Origin of the sequence: Pseudomonas sp. F9001 (assembly GCF_013385435.1) — a bacterium.
GTDB lineage: Bacteria > Pseudomonadota > Gammaproteobacteria > Pseudomonadales > Pseudomonadaceae > Aquipseudomonas.
In genome coordinates, this window is the sequence record NZ_JACAPX010000014.1 from 113503 (window position 1) to 129860 (window position 16358).

A 16358-nucleotide genomic window follows, 5' to 3' on the forward strand; every position below is an offset into this window, starting at 1 on the left:
AGATTGATTTCACTCGTCACAGGCGAGGTAGAGCGACGCATTTTTTGGAAGAACCTGTGACGTGAGGTTTTCAATGACCTTGATCTGATTTGCTGTAAGCAGATAGTCGTAGACGCCGTCACTCTCTGTCTGCCAACCCATGATGGTGCGCAAATCTTCAGCTTTCACATTGAGGGAGATTTCAGCTGAAATGTTGTCGCTACTTATAGGCACAACGTATATCAAGTGCTTCACGGCTTTACTCTTTTCAAGTCATCTGTGTCTTTAGTTTCTTCACCCGTTATCGGATCGAAATTCGCCGCTTCAGCTGTTCTTCTTCGCTAATTGGATACGCGCGCTCTGTCATGGCTGCTCACTTCCCTGTACAAGGAAGCGAGCCTATGAGGGCGGAGGCGAACCTGAAATTCCCGTTGTTCGATGGTGTGCGTGGGAAAACTCACTTTCTGAATGGGTGCTCACCTCCTAATCAGGTGTAGGAAGCTTCCAGTTCGCGTGCAGGCGTCGAAAAACCGGTGTGTCGATATGCTAGGGTCGTGCGCCATAACCGATAGGGATAAGGCGAGTGCCTGCCCTCAGTGGAAATTGGACAGGACGCCAGTTGATGATTTATGAAGATGTAGACCCGCAACTACTTGCCTTTTTGCATGACCCTATGGCGAACACGACTGCCCTCCCGCCAGCTGGCAAACGTCTCACCTGGCGCAGTCGAATGCTTTACAAAATACCCGCACTGCGTCGGCTGATTTGTCCCGAACAGGTTCAGGCAATACTCTGGGAGAAACTTAAGGCAAACCTGGAACAGGCCCGACAATCGCTGCCGCAGTATCTCTTCGAAGACAACACACCGCTCAACCCTAATACGGTTAACCGGTTCACAGATCAACTGGGTAGCTATTTCAGGATTGAGGTGGCGTCTGCAGGTCATGGTGCGTCATCAGCGTCGGGAAGTGATACTTACGCTGATTTTAGTAAAGCCTACACATGGGCGGCGCTTGAATATACGTGCAACAGGATTGCCGAAAACCTGCAGCTGCGAGCCGTACATAACTTATCCATCCTGAAGAATGCTAACTTGTGGTTGTGTTATTACCTCAGTGAAATCTATTTTCTCATGGGGCATGGGCTTCTGACTGCCAGGTTGGTTGGGAGCACTCTTCACATTGTACCTACCGCGAAACTACAGCGACGGATCAAGGGGTATTGGTTGGCGGAGGTTACTGAGGCTAATTCTAAAATCAGTGATACACGCACATTGTATGACATGGCGGAACTGTTGCAGAAATATGGCCGTTTGAATCCGGATTTGCGTGGGCTTCTGGTGGATCAGACTCTCGATAAATGCCTGTCTATACATTCGGAGTACTTGTCCGCCGCCATGACACGGCATCCCAAGTATCATTACTTGCGAGAAATAGTCGATTTTGCCGTTCACCTGGAGCTGCGTGTGATGTCGGGCGAACGTACAACCGATGAAGCTTACCTGAGGACTATTGTCAGTCCTGCCACGGTGGATATGATCAACAGTGCCTTGGCCGGACGCGCACCAACGTTGGACTCCGCCAGCAGTTTCATAGAATACAAGGGCGGCGTTTATGTGCGGGGAGCGCTGAACTTTAAGTATGGGTTGAGAAAATTCGTCAGGTACTTGCTAGGTACCGCAACCATCAATGGGAAAGAGGCGGACTTTGGCCAACTGCTCGGAGCCGGCTTCGAAAAAGATTACGTTTTAAATTACATTAAAAAACTCAACGATCCACGCCTGGAAGTGTTTGGGGAATTCAAGCCGGGCAATAATGCGAAAATCAAGGGGTATGATATTGATTTGGTGGTTCGGGACCTAGAGGATGATATTTATTACTTTATTCAGGTTAAATATCAATTATCGGAAATTCCAACCTATCTTTCGGAGCAGTGCCAGCTATTTCTTAATGCTAATTTTCGTACCGGCTTTGTCAGGCAGTTGGCCGTGCTAAGGGACACTATTTCCGATGAAAGTATTCGCCAGAAACTGAGCCAGCATGGCCTGGCCGGTGCTCACGCAGGTAATAGTCACTTTGTATTGTTGCACAATATCCCCTTCCTGAACTTTTATGAACTGGATGGTATTTTCTTTTATGAGTGGAATCTGCTTCGGAATATTCTACGTGATGGGCGGGTGCAGGTTCGAAAAGATCAACACATTACCGAAGAGCGAGTGTTGAGCAAACCACGGATGCATCGGCCTCAGGAGATGGTAGACGCTTACTTCAACCAGTCGCAGAGCGGAAGGCAGATGACCGAGCACTATGATGTCTATTGCAGGGCTAATACGCGCTTTGTTTTCGATGAGCTGGACGTGATCTGCAAACTGTTATGACGTCCAGTGGTTTGCCCCTGAGCGGGCGTGATTGTTTAGGTCCGATCACGGGCAAGGCTGGCTTCTTCAATGGTTTTTTCAGGTAGTCCTGAGCAGCGCATTGGTTCAAAGCATATGCCGGGAAATCACCCTCGATATCTCAACAATCGACGTCTTCCCCGTGAACTCAAACTTCACTTTCCCCACCGCCGAAAAGTAAATCTCCAACTCCGAATCCAGGTCAAAGGTCCCCGAGGTTTCCACCGAATACGCGACGATATTTTTATACGGCAGGGACGTGAAATCCTTTTTGCTGCCGGTAATTCCCTGCACGTTCACGGCGATGATGCGCTTGGTGGTGAACACCACCCCATCGCGCATGGCCTTATAGGAATCGATGACCTGCTCATCATCCAGCAGCAATGACGAAACGCGCTCGGCGTATTCGTTGTTCTGCTTGAGCTTGAAGAAGCCTTTGTTGTTGAAGTCGATCATGTGCCTTTCCTTGGGTGAGTGGTGCAGCAGACGCCGGTACCGGTGTATGACGTTTTGCTCGCGGATCTGTATCTAACGGCGTTCCTTTTATCGACCTACCATGGCGCCAACAACCCGCCGGCCATTACAAGGTTTTACGTCGTCAAGGAGCCACACCATGCCCGAACTCTCCAGCCTGCTTGCCTACGGCCTGATCTCGCTCGGCATGGTACTGACGCCCGGCCCGAACATGATTTACCTCATTTCGCGGTCGATCTGCCAGGGGCGATTGGCCGGGCTGATTTCCCTGGGCGGCGTTGCGATGGGTTTTGTCGTCTATATGTTCTGCGCGGCATTGGGTATCACCGCGTTGGTGATGGCGGTTCCCTATGCCTACGACGCGCTGCGGCTCGGCGGGGCGCTGTATCTGGTTTACCTGGCCTGGCAGGCGGTGAAGCCGGGTGGCCGGTCGCCCTTCCAGGTGCGGGACTTACCCAAGGACAGCCCGCGCAAGCTGTTCATGATGGGCTTTGTCACCAACCTGCTGAATCCCAAAGTGGCAGTGATGTATCTGTCGTTGCTGCCCCAGTTTATCGACCCCAACGGGCACGCCAGTGTGCTCTCGCAATCGCTGGTACTGGGCTTTACGCAGATCATGATCAGCGTGAGCGTCAACGGGCTGATCGCTCTGATGGCGGGCTCGATCGCGGGGTTCTTCATCCGCAAACCGGTCTGGCAAACCGTACAGCGCTGGTTGATGGGCTCGGTGCTGATGGGCCTGGCTGTACGCATGGCGGTCGAAGGCAGGCGTTAAAGGATCGCCTTCAGGTAATCCTTGAGTGCGTTGAGCGGGGCATTGAGTTCTTCGAGTGTCGTCGCTTGGCGCACATCCACCGCGAGCCGTTGCAGCTCGCGGCCCATCACGGTGTGTGCACCGCCCAGGGATTCGAGGGCCAATGCCAGGCACTCGTCGATCTTATGCTGGATGGCATTGATATCGCCCTTGCGCACCAGCAAGCCAAACACCTCCCGCTCATAGCCGTCCATGACCAGGTCGTCCCGCAGAATCGGGCTCGCGCCTTCGGTCTCATGCACCAGCTTGAGCGCAAAAAGCGCTACAGCTTCCAGCGTCTGTTCCATGGCCAAGGTTCCTCTTTTCTCGCGTTCGCCCGCCCATCATCACTTTCCCGCAGGCGAAAAAAAAGACCTTGAATTTCAAGGTCTTTTTTTAAGATGGTGCCCCGAGGGAGACTCGAACTCCCACTCCTTTCGAAAACGGATTTTGAATCCGCCGCGTCTACCAATTCCGCCATCAGGGCTCAATGGCGGCGAAGTATAGAGATGAGATTACCGTTGGTCAATCACGTTTCATGGTCAATTTTCACTATTTCCGCTAGACTTCCCGGCCCTGCTAGACGAACCCCATCATGCGCGTTGCTGACTTTACTTTTGAGCTCCCTGATTCGCTGATCGCTCGCCATCCTTTGGCCGAGCGTCGCGCCAGTCGACTGCTGACCCTGGACGGGGTCAGCGGTGCCCTCGCACACCGTCAATTCACTGATTTGCTTGAGCATTTACGCCCGGGCGACTTGATGGTTTTCAACAATACCCGGGTGATTCCGGCTCGCCTTTTTGGCCAGAAAGCATCCGGCGGCAAGCTGGAAATTCTGGTGGAGCGGGTGCTGGACAGCCATCGCGTGCTGGCCCATGTGCGCTCCAGCAAGTCGCCGAAACCGGGTTCGAAGATCCTTATCGATGGCGGTGGCGAAGCAGAAATGCTGGCCCGTCATGATGCGTTGTTCGAGCTGGGTTTTGCCGAGGAAGTGTTGCCGCTGCTGGAGCGTGTCGGCCACATGCCGCTGCCTCCTTATATAGACCGCCCCGACGAAGACTCGGACCGCGAGCGTTATCAGACGGTGTACTCCCAGCGCCTGGGTGCCGTGGCTGCACCGACGGCGGGGCTGCATTTCGACCAGCCGCTGCTGGATGCGATCGCCGCTAAAGGCGTTGAAACGGCCTATGTGACCCTGCACGTGGGGGCCGGTACGTTTCAGCCGGTGCGTGTGGATAACATCGAAGACCACCATATGCACAGCGAGTGGCTGGAAGTCAGCCAGGACGTCGTGGATGCGGTTGACGCGTGCAAGGCGCGCGGCGGGCGGGTGGTGGCGGTCGGTACGACCAGCGTGCGCTCGCTGGAAAGCGCGGCGCGCGATGGCGTGCTCAAGCCGTTCAGTGGCGACACAGACATCTTTATCTACCCGGGCCGGCCGTTTCATGTGGTCGATGCCCTGGTGACCAATTTCCATTTGCCGGAATCCACGCTGTTGATGCTGGTGTCGGCATTTGCCGGTTATCCCGAGACCATGGCCGCTTATCAAGCCGCCATCGATAACGGATACCGTTTTTTCAGCTACGGTGATGCGATGTTTATCACCCGTAATCCGGCGCCGCGCGGCCCAGAGGAACAATCATGAGTCGTATGTCGTTTGAATTGCTGGCCACGGATGGTAAAGCTCGCCGCGGCCGTTTGACTTTCCCTCGCGGTACCGTCGAGACCCCGGCTTTTATGCCGGTCGGTACCTACGGCACGGTAAAAGGCATGCTGCCGCGTGACATCGTCGCCACGGGCGCCGAGATCATCCTCGGCAACACCTTCCATCTGTGGCTGCGTCCGGGCACCGAAGTGATCAAGAAGCATGGCGACCTGCATGACTTCATGAAGTGGCAAGGCCCGATCCTCACTGACTCCGGTGGTTTCCAGGTGTTCAGCCTGGGCGCCATGCGCAAGATCAAGGAGGAGGGCGTGACCTTCGCCTCCCCGGTGGACGGCGCCAAAGTGTTCATGGGCCCGGAAGAGTCGATGCAGGTGCAACGTGACCTGGGCTCCGACATCGTGATGATTTTCGACGAGTGCACGCCGTACCCGGCCGATGAAGACGTCGCGCGGATTTCCATGGAACTGTCGTTGCGTTGGGCCCAGCGCTCGAAAAACGCCCATGGCGATAACACCGCTGCCCTGTTCGGTATCGTGCAGGGCGGTATGCATGAAAGCTTGCGCAAGCGCTCGCTCGAAGGCCTGGACAAGATCGGCTTCGACGGCCTGGCCATCGGCGGCCTGTCGGTGGGCGAGCCCAAGCACGAGATGATCAAGGTGCTGGATTACCTGCCGGGCCTGATGCCGGCTGACAAACCTCGTTACCTTATGGGCGTTGGCAAACCGGAGGATCTCGTAGAGGGTGTGCGCCGCGGTGTGGACATGTTCGATTGCGTGATGCCAACCCGTAATGCCCGCAATGGGCATCTGTTCATCGATACAGGCGTGCTGAAGATCCGTAACGCGTTCCATCGCCATGATGAATCGCCGCTGGATCCTACCTGTGACTGCTACACCTGCCAGAACTTCTCGCGCGCTTATCTGCACCATCTGGACAAGTGTGGGGAAATGCTGGGTAGCATGTTGAATACCATCCACAATTTGCGTCACTACCAAGTCCTGATGGCTGGTTTGCGCGAGGCTATTCAACAGGGTACATTGGCCGCCTTCGTCGATGTCTTCTATGCCAAGCGCGGGCTGCCTGTGCCGCCCTTGGACTGAGTTTTCCGACCCTAAGATTCACTATTTGCAACTGGAGTGCTAAATGAGCTTTTTTATCTCTAATGCCATGGCTGATGCCGCTGCACCGGCCGCTGCCGGTCCTATGGGCGGTGGTTTTGAGTGGATTTTCCTGGTCGGCTTCCTGGTCATCTTCTACCTGATGATCTGGCGTCCACAGGCCAAGCGCGCCAAAGAGCAGAAGAACCTGCTGGGCAGCTTGCAGAAAGGCGACGAAGTCGTGACCACTGGCGGCATCGCCGGCAAGATCACTAAAGTGTCCGACGCTTTCGTGGTTCTGGAAGTCTCCGACACCGTAGAAATGAAGTTCCAGAAGGGCGCCATCGCTGCCACGCTGCCAAAAGGCACGCTCAAAGCGATCTAAGTAACAACCTTTACCAATCGACGGGGCGCGCAAGGCGCCCCGCGTTATAAGCGGGCGGCGTGATGCTGAACAAATACCCTCTGTGGAAATACGTACTGATCCTGGCGGTGCTGGCGATCGGTTTTATTTATTCCGCTCCCAATCTCTATCCTGATGACCCGGCTATCCAGATCACTGGCGCCAGCACTGCGCTGCAGGTCAATCAGGCTGATCTGGACCGTGCGAGCAAAGCGCTCACCGACGCGGGTATCCAGGTTAAAGCGGCAAGTTTGGCTGCTGATGCGAAGGGCGGCTTGTTGCGCCTGACCAAGCAAGAAGACCAATTGCCGGCAAAAGACGTTGTGCGCAAGGTCATGGGTGATGACTACGTCGTCGCACTGAACCTGGCACAGACCACGCCAAAATGGCTGCGCGCGATCGGCGCACACCCGATGAAGCTGGGTCTGGACTTGTCCGGTGGTGTGCACTTCCTGCTGGAAGTGGACATGGACAAGGCCCTCGACGCTCGCCTGAAAGTCTACGAAGGCGATGTGAAGAGCCTGCTGCGTAAAGAGCGCCTGCGTTATCGCAGCCTGCCGCAGCTCAACGGTGCCATCCAGCTGGGCTTTGCTGACGAAGCAACTCGCGAACAGGCCCGTGCGCTGATCCGCAAGAACTTCAACGATTTCGACATTGTTCCGGCCGACCTCAATGGTCAGGCGGTACTGCGTCTGGCGATGACCCCGGCCAAGCTGGCGGAAATCCGTGAATACTCGATCAAGCAGAACTTGACCACGGTACGTAACCGCGTCAACGAGCTGGGTGTGGCCGAGCCGATCGTTCAGCGCCAGGGTGCCAACCGCATCGTGGTTGAACTGCCGGGCGTGCAGGACACCGCTGAAGCCAAGCGTATCCTGGGTAAAACAGCCAACCTGGAATTCCGCCTGGCGGCTGAGCCGGGTGCTACCCGTGCTACTGCAGAAGAGTTCGAGTTCCGTGAAGGCAATCGTCCTCCTGCACTGATCGAGCGTGGTTTGATCATTACGGGTGACCAGGTGACCGACGCCAAGGCTGGTTTCGGCGAGCACGGTACGCCTGAAGTGAACATCCGCCTGGATGGCCACGGCGGCGAACTGATGAGCCGCGCAACCCGCAGCAACGTCGGTCGCAGCATGGCGGTGATCTTCATCGAGCAACGTCCTGTCACCACCTACACCAAGCAAGTGGTCGACGGCGTCGAGAAAGACGTACCGGTACAGACCTTTAAAGAAGAGAAGAAGATCATCAGCCTGGCGACCATTCAGTCGCCGCTGGGTGCTCAATTCCGCATCACCGGCCTGAACGGCCAGGGTGAGTCGTCCGAGCTGGCGCTGCTGCTGCGTGCCGGTGGCCTGGCGGCCCCGATGTACTTCGCTGAAGAACGTACCATCGGCCCGAGCCTGGGTGCTGACAACATCACCAAGGGTATCGACGCTGCTCTGTGGGGCATGCTGTTCGTCTCCCTGTTCATCATCGCCATCTATCGCTTCTTCGGCGTCATCGCCACCGTCGCGCTGGCGGGCAACATGGTGATGCTGCTGGCCCTGATGTCGCTGCTGGGTGCAACGCTGACCCTGCCAGGTATCGCCGGTATCGTACTCACCATGGGTATGGCGGTTGACGCCAACGTACTGATCTTCTCGCGGATTCGTGAAGAGATTGCTGCGGGCATGACCGTGCAACGGGCAATCAACGAAGGCTTCGGCCGGGCATTTACTGCAATTCTCGACTCCAACCTGACCACCCTGTTGGTCGGCGGGATTCTCTTTGCCATGGGCACCGGCCCGGTCAAAGGTTTTGCGGTGACCATGTCCCTCGGTATCTTTACCTCGATGTTCACGGCCATCATGGTGACCCGCGCAATGGTCAACCTGATCTTTGGCGGACGTGACTTCAAGAAGTTGTGGATTTAAGGGGCTGCCATGTTACGTACAATCAACTTCATGGGCGTTCGCAACGTTGCGTTCGGCTTCACCATGCTCCTTACCGTTCTGGCGTTGTTCAGCTGGTTCCATAAGGGCCTGAACTACGGTCTGGACTTCACCGGCGGTACGCTCATCGAGCTGACCTACGAGAAGCCGGCCGACGTTAGCCTGGTGCGCAACGAGCTGGTCAAGGCCGGCTATCACGAAGCCATCGTGCAGAGCTTTGGTGCAACCACCGACCTGCTGGTGCGTATGCCGGGCGAAGACCCGCAACTGGGTCACCAGGTAGCCGAGGCCTTGCAGAAGGTCGGCGGCGACAACCCGGCGTCGGTCAAGCGCGTCGAGTTCGTGGGCCCGCAAGTGGGTGAAGAGCTGCGCGACCAGGGCGGCCTCGGCATGCTGATGGCGCTGGTCGGCATCATGATCTACCTGGCTTTCCGCTTTCAGTGGAAGTTCGGTGTCGGCGCCATTGTGTCGCTGATCCACGACGTGATCGTGACCGTGGGCATCCTGGCCTACTTCCAGATCACCTTCGACCTGACGGTATTGGCGGCGGTGCTGGCGATCATTGGTTACTCCCTCAACGACACCATCGTGGTATTCGACCGGGTGCGTGAGAACTTCCGGGTACTGCGCAAGGCGACGTTGATCGAGAACATCAACATCTCCACCACCCAGACCCTGCTGCGCACCATGGCGACGTCGATCTCCACCTTGCTGGCGATTGCCGCGCTGATGGTGTTCGGTGGCGACAACCTGTGGGGCTTCTCGCTGTCGCTGTTCATCGGCGTGCTGGCGGGTACCTACTCGTCGATCTACATCGCCAACGTGGTACTGATCTGGCTGAACCTCAACAGCGAAGACTTGATTCCTCCTGCCAGCACCGGCAAGGAGGTCGACGACCGCCCTTGATGGGTGATTGTTGATCTGCTGTTACAAATAAGGCGCGAGTATTGAACTCGCGCCTTTTTTTTTGCTCCAAGGCTGGGTATAGCGCGGATCGTTCGGTCCGTTTGTGATGGTCAGGAGGTTCACGTGAACAAGTCGTTACTGGTTGGTGCGGTATTGGGTGCTGTCGGTGTGACTGCCGGGGGTGCTGTTGCCACCTACAGCCTGGTAAAAAGCGGCCCTGAGTATGCGCAAGTGCTGGCGGTGCAGCCGGTGAAAACCCAGATTAAAACCCCGCGTGAAGTCTGCAAGGATGTTGCCGTAACCCGGCAGAAACCTGTGCAGGATCAGCATCAGATCGTCGGTACGGTGGTCGGTGCGCTGGCGGGCGGCCTGTTGGGTAATCAGGTCGGCGGCGGTAATGGCAAGAAGCTGGCCACCGTGGCCGGTGCGGTCGGTGGCGGTTACGCTGGTAACAAGGTTCAGGAAGGCATGCAGAACCGCGATACCTACACCACCACGCAAACTCGTTGTAATACCGTTAATGACATCAGCGACAAGGTTGTCGGGTACGACGTACGTTACACCCTGGACGGCAAGGAAGGCTCCGTGCGCATGGATCGTGATCCAGGCAACCAGATCCCCGTCGACAAGGAAGGGCGCCTGGTTATCGGTCAGAACCAGCCGCAGCAGTAATCCCAGGTATAAAAAAAGCACCCCGAGGGGTGCTTTTTTGTGCTCGCTCGCTTAGCGCTTCAGCGAAGCCGGCAGATGCGGCTGGATCGCCGTCAGGACTGCCTTGAAGCATTTGGTGTTGCCGGCAACCACGTGACCCTTCTCCAGGAAGTCGTGACCACCGGTGAAGTCGCTCACCAGGCCGCCCGCTTCTTGGATCAGCAGTGCGCCTGCAGCCATGTCCCACTCGGACAGGCCCGACTCCCAGAACGCATCAAAACGGCCGGCAGCGACATATGCCAGGTCCAGGCTGGCTGCGCCGGCGCGACGGATGCCGGCGGTCTGGCCAACCAGGGCGCGGAACATGCCCAGGTAGTTTTCCAGGTTGTCCATCTGGTCGTCACGGAACGGGAAGCCGGTACCCAGCAGGGCGCCGTCGAGGCTGGTGCGACCGCTGACACGCAGGCGGCGACCGTTCAACTGAGCGCCACGGCCACGGCTGGCGGTGAATTCTTCCTGGCGAACCGGGTCCAGCACAACGGCGTGTTCCAGGCGGCCACGGTATTTGCAGGCAATGCTCACGGCAAAGTGCGGGATACCGCGCAGGAAGTTGGTGGTGCCATCCAGTGGGTCGATGATCCACAGGTAGTCTTCGCCTTCGCCGCTACCTTTGTGCAAACCGGTTTCTTCACCGAGGATGCCGTGGGTAGGGTAGGCCTTGCGCAGCGCGTCGATGATTTTCTGCTCGGCGGCGCGATCCACCTCGGATACGTAATCCTTGGCGTCTTTTTCGTCGACCTTGATGGTATCCAGGCGCTCGATGGAGCGGAAGATCAATTCACTGGCGCTGCGGGCGGCGCGCAGCGCGATATTCAGCATGGGCTGCATGGATGTGTCACCTAAGGTTGTTAAAGAAAGCCGAGCATTCTAGCAGAAACTTTCTTCAGGTGAAGGACGACGTTACCTTTCATGGCATAACCTTAGGCTGTTCTGTAAGATTTGCTCCCCTTTCCCGTGTCCGAGAGCGCCTCCCTTGCTGCAAAACATCCGTGTCGTCCTCGTCAATACCAGTCATCCCGGCAATATCGGCGGCGTGGCGCGAGCCATGAAGAACATGGGGCTGACGCGCCTGGTGCTGGTGGAGCCGCGGGTGTTCCCGCACCACGAGGCCGATGCGCGCGCGTCTGGCGCCAATGACATCCTCGAAAAAGCCCAGGTCGTTGCCACCCTGGAAGACGCCCTGGTCGGCTGCAACCTCGTGCTCGGCACCAGCGCTCGCGACCGTCGCATCCCCTGGCCGCTGCTGGATCCTCGCGAATGCGGGACCAAAGTCGTGGAAGAGGCCGCCGGCGGCGCTGAAATCGCCTTGGTATTCGGCCGTGAAGACTCCGGCCTGACCAATGAAGAGCTGCAGCGATGTCATTATCACGTGCACATCCCATCAGACCCCGAGTTCAGTTCGCTGAACCTCGGGGCAGCGGTGCAGGTGTTGAGCTATGAAGTGCGCATGGCTTGGCTGGCCGCTGAAGGCCAGCCAAGCAAGGTTGAAAAGGACGAGGTTGCATCGACCAAGAGTGGCGAACTGGCCACCATGGACGAGCTGGAGCGATTCTATGAGCACCTGGAGCAAACCCTGGTGGCCATCGAGTTCCTCGATCCGGAAAAACCGCGGCACTTGATGGCGCGTCTGCGCCGGCTATACGGACGCAGCTCGGTCAGCCGGGCAGAAATGAATATATTGCGTGGCATCCTCACGGAAACCCAGAAAGCGGCCCGTGGCGAGCTTCTTAAGCGGAAGGATTAAAAATGTTCGAGCGTTTGCGAGAAGATATCCAGAGTGTTTTCCACCGTGACCCGGCGGCGCGCAACGCCTTTGAAGTGCTGACCTGCTACCCGGGCATGCACGCGATCTGGATCCATCGCCTGTCCGGCGCCTTGTGGGGCATGGGCTGGAAATGGCTGGCGCGGCTGGTGTCGAACTTCGGCCGTTGGTTGACCGGGATTGAGATTCATCCGGGCGCCAAGGTCGGCCGCCGCTTTTTTATCGACCACGGCATGGGCATCGTTATCGGCGAGACCGCCGAGATTGGTGATGACGTGACCCTGTACCAGGGCGTGACCCTGGGTGGCACAACCTGGAACAAAGGCAAGCGCCACCCTACGCTGGAAGATGGCGTTGTAGTAGGGGCGGGCGCCAAGGTGCTCGGTCCGTTTACCGTCGGTGCGGGCGCCAAAGTCGGCTCCAATGCTGTGGTGACCAAGGCCGTGCCGCCTGGCGCAACGGTTGTCGGCATTCCCGGGCGGATCATCGTCAAGCCGGAAGTGGGTGATGAGCAGGAAGCCAAGCGCAAGGCCATGGCCGAGAAGATCGGCTTCGATGCCTATGGCGTCAGCGAAGACATGCCTGACCCGGTAGCGCGTGCCATCGGTCAGTTGCTGGATCACCTGCAAGCGGTGGACGGCAAGCTGGACGGTATGTGCGGTGCCCTGAAAGACCTCGGCAGCAGCTACTGCGCCAAGGATCTGCCTGAGCTGCGCAAGGAAGACTTCGCCGAGATCAAGGACGAAAGTGCCGCCACCAAGGCTGGCTGAAGTCTCGCAATCACTGCAAAACCCATGTGGGAGCGGGCTTGCTCGCGAAAGCTGCGCGTCAGTCACCGAATATATTGACTGAATCACCGCATTCGCGAGCAAGCCCGCTCCCACATTTTGACCTTCATTAGCCCCGAATTCCCGCTTGGCCCTGTTCCCGCTGGTCCATCCCGTCCCGCCCTGCTATGATTTGCGCGCCCTTTTTACGGGTATTCCTGACTAAAGTACTAGGTCTTATAGTTGACTTAAATACTCGGGAATCGCATACTTGCTCCCATTCTGAAACACCTTGGTACTTGTCCATGAGACTGACTACAAAAGGCCGATACGCGGTGACCGCCATGCTTGACCTGGCCTTGCACGCGCAAAATGGGCCGGTGTCCCTGGCCGATATCTCCGAGCGCCAAGGCATTTCCCTGTCCTACCTCGAGCAGTTGTTCGCCAAGTTGCGCCGCAGCAATCTGGTTTCCAGCGTTCGTGGTCCAGGCGGCGGCTATCAATTGTCCCGCGACATGCAGGGCATCCAGGTCGCCCAGGTGATCGACGCGGTGAATGAATCCGTCGATGCCACCAAATGCCAGGGGCTGGGTGATTGCCACGCTGGTGACACCTGCCTCACGCACCACTTGTGGTGTGACCTGAGCCTGCAGATCCATGAGTTTTTGAGTGGTATCAGCTTGGCTGATCTTGTGACTCGCCGTGAGGTGCAAGAAGTAGCCCAGCGTCAGGACCAGCGCCGTTGCAACACCAAGGCGCCGCGTCTGGACAAGATTGAAGCGTCCGCCGTCGAGTGACAGCCGAAGAGCTAACGGCACGCCAGCCAGCCTGATTTAGGAGAAAGTCCATGAAATTGCCGATTTACCTTGATTACTCAGCGACCACCCCGGTTGATCCGCGTGTCGCGCAAAAGATGAGCGAATGCCTGCTGGTTGACGGAAACTTCGGTAACCCGGCGTCCCGTTCCCACGTTTTCGGCTGGAAAGCCGAAGAAGCAGTGGAAAACGCTCGTCGCCAGGTCGCTGACCTGGTGAATGCCGACCCACGTGAAATCGTCTGGACCTCCGGTGCCACCGAATCCGACAACCTGGCAATCAAGGGTGCGGCGCATTTCTACGCGACCAAAGGCAAACACCTGATCACCACCAAGATTGAGCACAAGGCTGTCCTCGACACCATGCGCCAACTGGAGCGTGAAGGTTTTGAGGTTACCTACCTCGAGCCAACCACCGACGGTATCGTGACCCCTGCGATGATCGAAGCCGCGATGCGTGAAGACACCATCCTGGTTTCCGTGATCCACGTGAACAACGAAATCGGCACCATCAACGACATCGCCGCCATCGGCGAGCTGACCCGCTCCAAGGGCGTGTTGCTGCACGTCGACGCTGCGCAGTCCACCGGCAAGGTCGATATTGACCTGTCGAAACTGAAAGTCGACCTGATGTCGTTCTCTGCCCACAAGACCTACGGCCCTAAAGGCATTGGCGCGCTCTACGTGAGCCGCAAGCCTCGCGTACGTATCGAAGCCACCATGCACGGCGGCGGTCACGAGCGCGGCATGCGTTCGGGCACCCTGGCGACCCACCAGATCGTCGGCATCGGCGAAGCGTTCCGTGTGGCCAAGGAAGACATGGCTGCCGAAAACGTGCGCATCAAGGCCCTGAGCGATCGCTTCTACAAGCAGGTCGAGCACCTTGAAGAGCTGTACATCAACGGCAGCATGACCGCCCGTGTACCGCACAACCTGAATTTGAGCTTCAACTACGTCGAAGGCGAGTCGCTGATCATGGCGCTCAAGGACCTGGCGGTTTCGTCCGGTTCGGCCTGCACCTCGGCTTCCCTTGAGCCGTCTTACGTCCTGCGCGCCCTGGGCCGCAACGACGAACTGGCTCACAGCTCGATCCGCTTTACATTCGGCCGTTTCACCACCGAAGAAGAAGTCGACTACGCCGCGCAGAAAGTCTGCGAGGCCGTCACCAAGCTGCGTACCTTGTCCCCGCTGTGGGACATGTACAAGGACGGTGTCGACATTTCCAAGATCGAGTGGGCGGCACACTAAATATAGAAGCCGCCACCCAAAAGGCTCTGTAAAGACGTGGCGGAAAACGCAGGCGTGTTTGCAGGGTTCCAGAGCGGCCCTGATGAGTGAGGATTCAGTACCATGGCTTACAGCGAAAAGGTCATCGACCACTACGAAAACCCGCGCAACGTCGGCAAGATGAACGCGGAAGACCCTGATGTCGGCACCGGCATGGTCGGCGCTCCGGCGTGCGGCGACGTTATGCGCCTGCAGATCAAGGTCAACGAAGCTGGCGTTATTGAAGACGCCAAGTTCAAGACCTACGGTTGCGGTTCGGCCATCGCCTCCAGCTCCCTGGCGACCGAATGGATGAAAGGCAAGACCCTGGATGAGGCTGTGACTATCAGCAACACCCAGCTGGCCGAAGAACTGGCCTTGCCGCCAGTGAAAATCCACTGCTCGGTACTCGCAGAAGACGCTATCAAGGCGGCCGTTCGCGACTACAAGCAGAAGAAAGGCTTGATCTAAGCAATTTGGCGACGAGTAAGGAGTCACGATGGCTATCAGCATGACAGAAGCGGCTGCGCAGCACATTCGCCGCTCCCTGAATGGGCGCGGTAAAGGTGAGGGGATTCGTCTGGGTGTTCGCACCACGGGCTGTTCCGGCCTTGCCTACGTGCTGGAGTTTGTCGACGAGGTGGTCGAGGAAGATCAGGTGTTCGAGAGTCACGGCGAAAAAGTGATCATCGACCCGAAAAGCCTGACCTACCTGGACGGCACCGAACTCGATTTCGTCAAGGAAGGGTTGAACGAAGGCTTCAAGTTCAACAACCCCAACGTACGCGGTGAATGTGGCTGCGGCGAAAGCTTCAACATCTGAGGCTGATCGTGGGTACTCCTTGTCATTTCGCTTTGTTCGAGCTGCAGCCGAGTTTTCGACTGGACCTTGAACAGCTTGCCACGCGCTACCGTGAATTGGCGCGTGGGGTGCATCCGGACCGCTTCGCTGACGCTTCCGAGCGTGAGCAACGCCTGGCGCTGGAGCAATCAGCCAGCCTCAACGAAGCCTATCAGACGCTCAAGAACCCTCCCAAACGCGCGCGCTACCTGCTCGCGATGGGCGGTCGCGAGCTGCCGCTTGAAGTCACGGTCCAGGACCCTGATTTCCTGATGCAGCAGATGCAATGGCGCGAGGAGCTTGAAGAACTGCAGGACGAGGCTGATCTGGCCGGAGTCGCAGTGTTCAAGCGCCGTCTGAAAGTGGCCCAGGATGAACTCAACGAAAGCTTCGCAGCCTGTTGGGATGATGCAGCGCAACGTGAACAAGCCGAACGCCTGATGCGGCGCATGCAGTTCCTCGACAAGCTCACCTACGAAGTGCGCCAGTTAGAAGAGCGCCTCGACGATTAACCCAGTGCCGCCCAGGTTGCACGCCTGATATACAGATAAGT

General features: G+C 57.4%; 19 protein-coding genes and 1 tRNA gene. 15 read left to right on the top strand and 5 right to left on the bottom strand.

The genetic code is table 11. The features are described from left to right. Window positions 1–9: 9 nt before the first annotated feature. Window positions 10–234, bottom strand: a complete 225-nt coding sequence (locus tag HX818_RS16090; RefSeq protein ID WP_177020404.1) for a hypothetical protein — start codon at window positions 232–234, stop codon at window positions 10–12. A 367-nt stretch (window positions 235–601) separates the two neighbouring features. Here HX818_RS16090 and HX818_RS16095 point away from each other — a divergent pair, with 367 nt between their 5' ends. Beyond that, the gene (locus HX818_RS16095) at window positions 602–2356 is read left to right on the top strand and encodes a hypothetical protein (protein ID WP_177020405.1); all 1755 of its coding nucleotides are present in this window, start codon (window positions 602–604) and stop codon (window positions 2354–2356) included. Between the two features lie 105 nt (window positions 2357–2461). On the opposite strand, the gene HX818_RS16100 is transcribed toward HX818_RS16095, so the two are convergent. After that, entirely contained in the window at window positions 2462–2830 is a 369-nt protein-coding gene (locus tag HX818_RS16100) for a PH domain-containing protein (protein WP_177020406.1), read from the bottom strand. 157 nt (window positions 2831–2987) lie between these two features. Here HX818_RS16100 and HX818_RS16105 point away from each other — a divergent pair, with 157 nt between their 5' ends. Continuing rightward, complete coding sequence (locus HX818_RS16105) at window positions 2988–3623, top strand: LysE family translocator (protein ID WP_102605677.1); 636 nt, start codon at window positions 2988–2990, stop codon at window positions 3621–3623. Here the strand turns inward: HX818_RS16105 and HX818_RS16110 are convergent. Next, window positions 3620–3949 carry a hypothetical protein gene (locus tag HX818_RS16110; protein ID WP_177020407.1) on the bottom strand — a complete coding sequence of 110 codons (330 nt, stop codon included), beginning with the start codon at window positions 3947–3949 and terminating at the stop codon, window positions 3620–3622. The genes HX818_RS16105 and HX818_RS16110 overlap by 4 nt on opposite strands. A gap of 94 nt (window positions 3950–4043) precedes the next feature. After that, window positions 4044–4128, bottom strand: a tRNA-Leu gene (locus HX818_RS16115). A 108-nt stretch (window positions 4129–4236) separates the two neighbouring features. On the opposite strand from HX818_RS16115, the gene queA reads away from it, so the two are divergent. From queA to HX818_RS16145, 6 genes are all read left to right on the top strand, one after another. Next, the gene (gene queA, locus HX818_RS16120) at window positions 4237–5286 is read left to right on the top strand and encodes a tRNA preQ1(34) S-adenosylmethionine ribosyltransferase-isomerase QueA (RefSeq protein WP_003210316.1); all 1050 of its coding nucleotides are present in this window, start codon (window positions 4237–4239) and stop codon (window positions 5284–5286) included. A gap of 5 nt (window positions 5287–5291) precedes the next feature. Continuing rightward, the gene (tgt, locus tag HX818_RS16125) at window positions 5292–6407 is read left to right on the top strand and encodes a tRNA guanosine(34) transglycosylase Tgt (RefSeq protein WP_177020426.1); all 1116 of its coding nucleotides are present in this window, start codon (window positions 5292–5294) and stop codon (window positions 6405–6407) included. A 43-nt stretch (window positions 6408–6450) separates the two neighbouring features. Further along, on the top strand, window positions 6451–6789 hold the full coding sequence (gene yajC / locus HX818_RS16130) for a preprotein translocase subunit YajC (RefSeq protein ID WP_003175975.1): 339 nt from the start codon (window positions 6451–6453) through the stop codon (window positions 6787–6789). 62 nt (window positions 6790–6851) lie between these two features. After that, entirely contained in the window at window positions 6852–8720 is a 1869-nt protein-coding gene (gene secD, locus HX818_RS16135; protein ID WP_003210312.1) for a protein translocase subunit SecD, read from the top strand. 9 nt (window positions 8721–8729) lie between these two features. Further along, window positions 8730–9644 carry a protein translocase subunit SecF gene (gene secF / locus HX818_RS16140; protein WP_003210311.1) on the top strand — a complete coding sequence of 305 codons (915 nt, stop codon included), beginning with the start codon at window positions 8730–8732 and terminating at the stop codon, window positions 9642–9644. Between the two features lie 123 nt (window positions 9645–9767). Then, window positions 9768–10316: a glycine zipper 2TM domain-containing protein gene (locus HX818_RS16145; RefSeq protein ID WP_003210309.1), complete on the top strand. Its 549-nt coding sequence runs from the start codon at window positions 9768–9770 to the stop codon at window positions 10314–10316. A gap of 51 nt (window positions 10317–10367) precedes the next feature. Here the strand turns inward: HX818_RS16145 and suhB are convergent, their stop codons facing one another. After that, window positions 10368–11183: an inositol-phosphate phosphatase gene (gene suhB, locus HX818_RS16150; protein WP_003175971.1), complete on the bottom strand. Its 816-nt coding sequence runs from the start codon at window positions 11181–11183 to the stop codon at window positions 10368–10370. 145 nt (window positions 11184–11328) lie between these two features. On the opposite strand from suhB, the gene trmJ reads away from it, so the two are divergent. The 7 genes from trmJ to hscB all read left to right on the top strand — a co-directional run bounded on the left by trmJ (window position 11329) and on the right by hscB (window position 16317). After that, complete coding sequence (gene trmJ, locus HX818_RS16155; RefSeq protein WP_003210307.1) at window positions 11329–12099, top strand: tRNA (cytosine(32)/uridine(32)-2'-O)-methyltransferase TrmJ; 771 nt, start codon at window positions 11329–11331, stop codon at window positions 12097–12099. Between the two features lie 2 nt (window positions 12100–12101). Further along, complete coding sequence (gene cysE / locus HX818_RS16160) at window positions 12102–12887, top strand: serine O-acetyltransferase (protein ID WP_008438291.1); 786 nt, start codon at window positions 12102–12104, stop codon at window positions 12885–12887. A 302-nt stretch (window positions 12888–13189) separates the two neighbouring features. Then, window positions 13190–13681 carry a Fe-S cluster assembly transcriptional regulator IscR gene (gene iscR, locus HX818_RS16165; RefSeq protein ID WP_003210305.1) on the top strand — a complete coding sequence of 164 codons (492 nt, stop codon included), beginning with the start codon at window positions 13190–13192 and terminating at the stop codon, window positions 13679–13681. A 50-nt stretch (window positions 13682–13731) separates the two neighbouring features. Next, entirely contained in the window at window positions 13732–14946 is a 1215-nt protein-coding gene (locus tag HX818_RS16170; RefSeq protein ID WP_008438290.1) for an IscS subfamily cysteine desulfurase, read from the top strand. Window positions 14947–15048: 102 nt separating this feature from the next. Further along, the gene (gene iscU, locus HX818_RS16175; RefSeq protein WP_003209682.1) at window positions 15049–15435 is read left to right on the top strand and encodes a Fe-S cluster assembly scaffold IscU; all 387 of its coding nucleotides are present in this window, start codon (window positions 15049–15051) and stop codon (window positions 15433–15435) included. Window positions 15436–15463: 28 nt separating this feature from the next. Then, window positions 15464–15787 (top strand): iron-sulfur cluster assembly protein IscA, encoded by a 324-nt coding sequence (gene iscA / locus HX818_RS16180; RefSeq protein WP_003209680.1) that lies wholly within the window; start codon window positions 15464–15466, stop codon window positions 15785–15787. An 8-nt stretch (window positions 15788–15795) separates the two neighbouring features. Next, complete coding sequence (gene hscB, locus HX818_RS16185) at window positions 15796–16317, top strand: co-chaperone HscB (RefSeq protein ID WP_008438289.1); 522 nt, start codon at window positions 15796–15798, stop codon at window positions 16315–16317. Window positions 16318–16358: the final 41 nt, after the last annotated feature.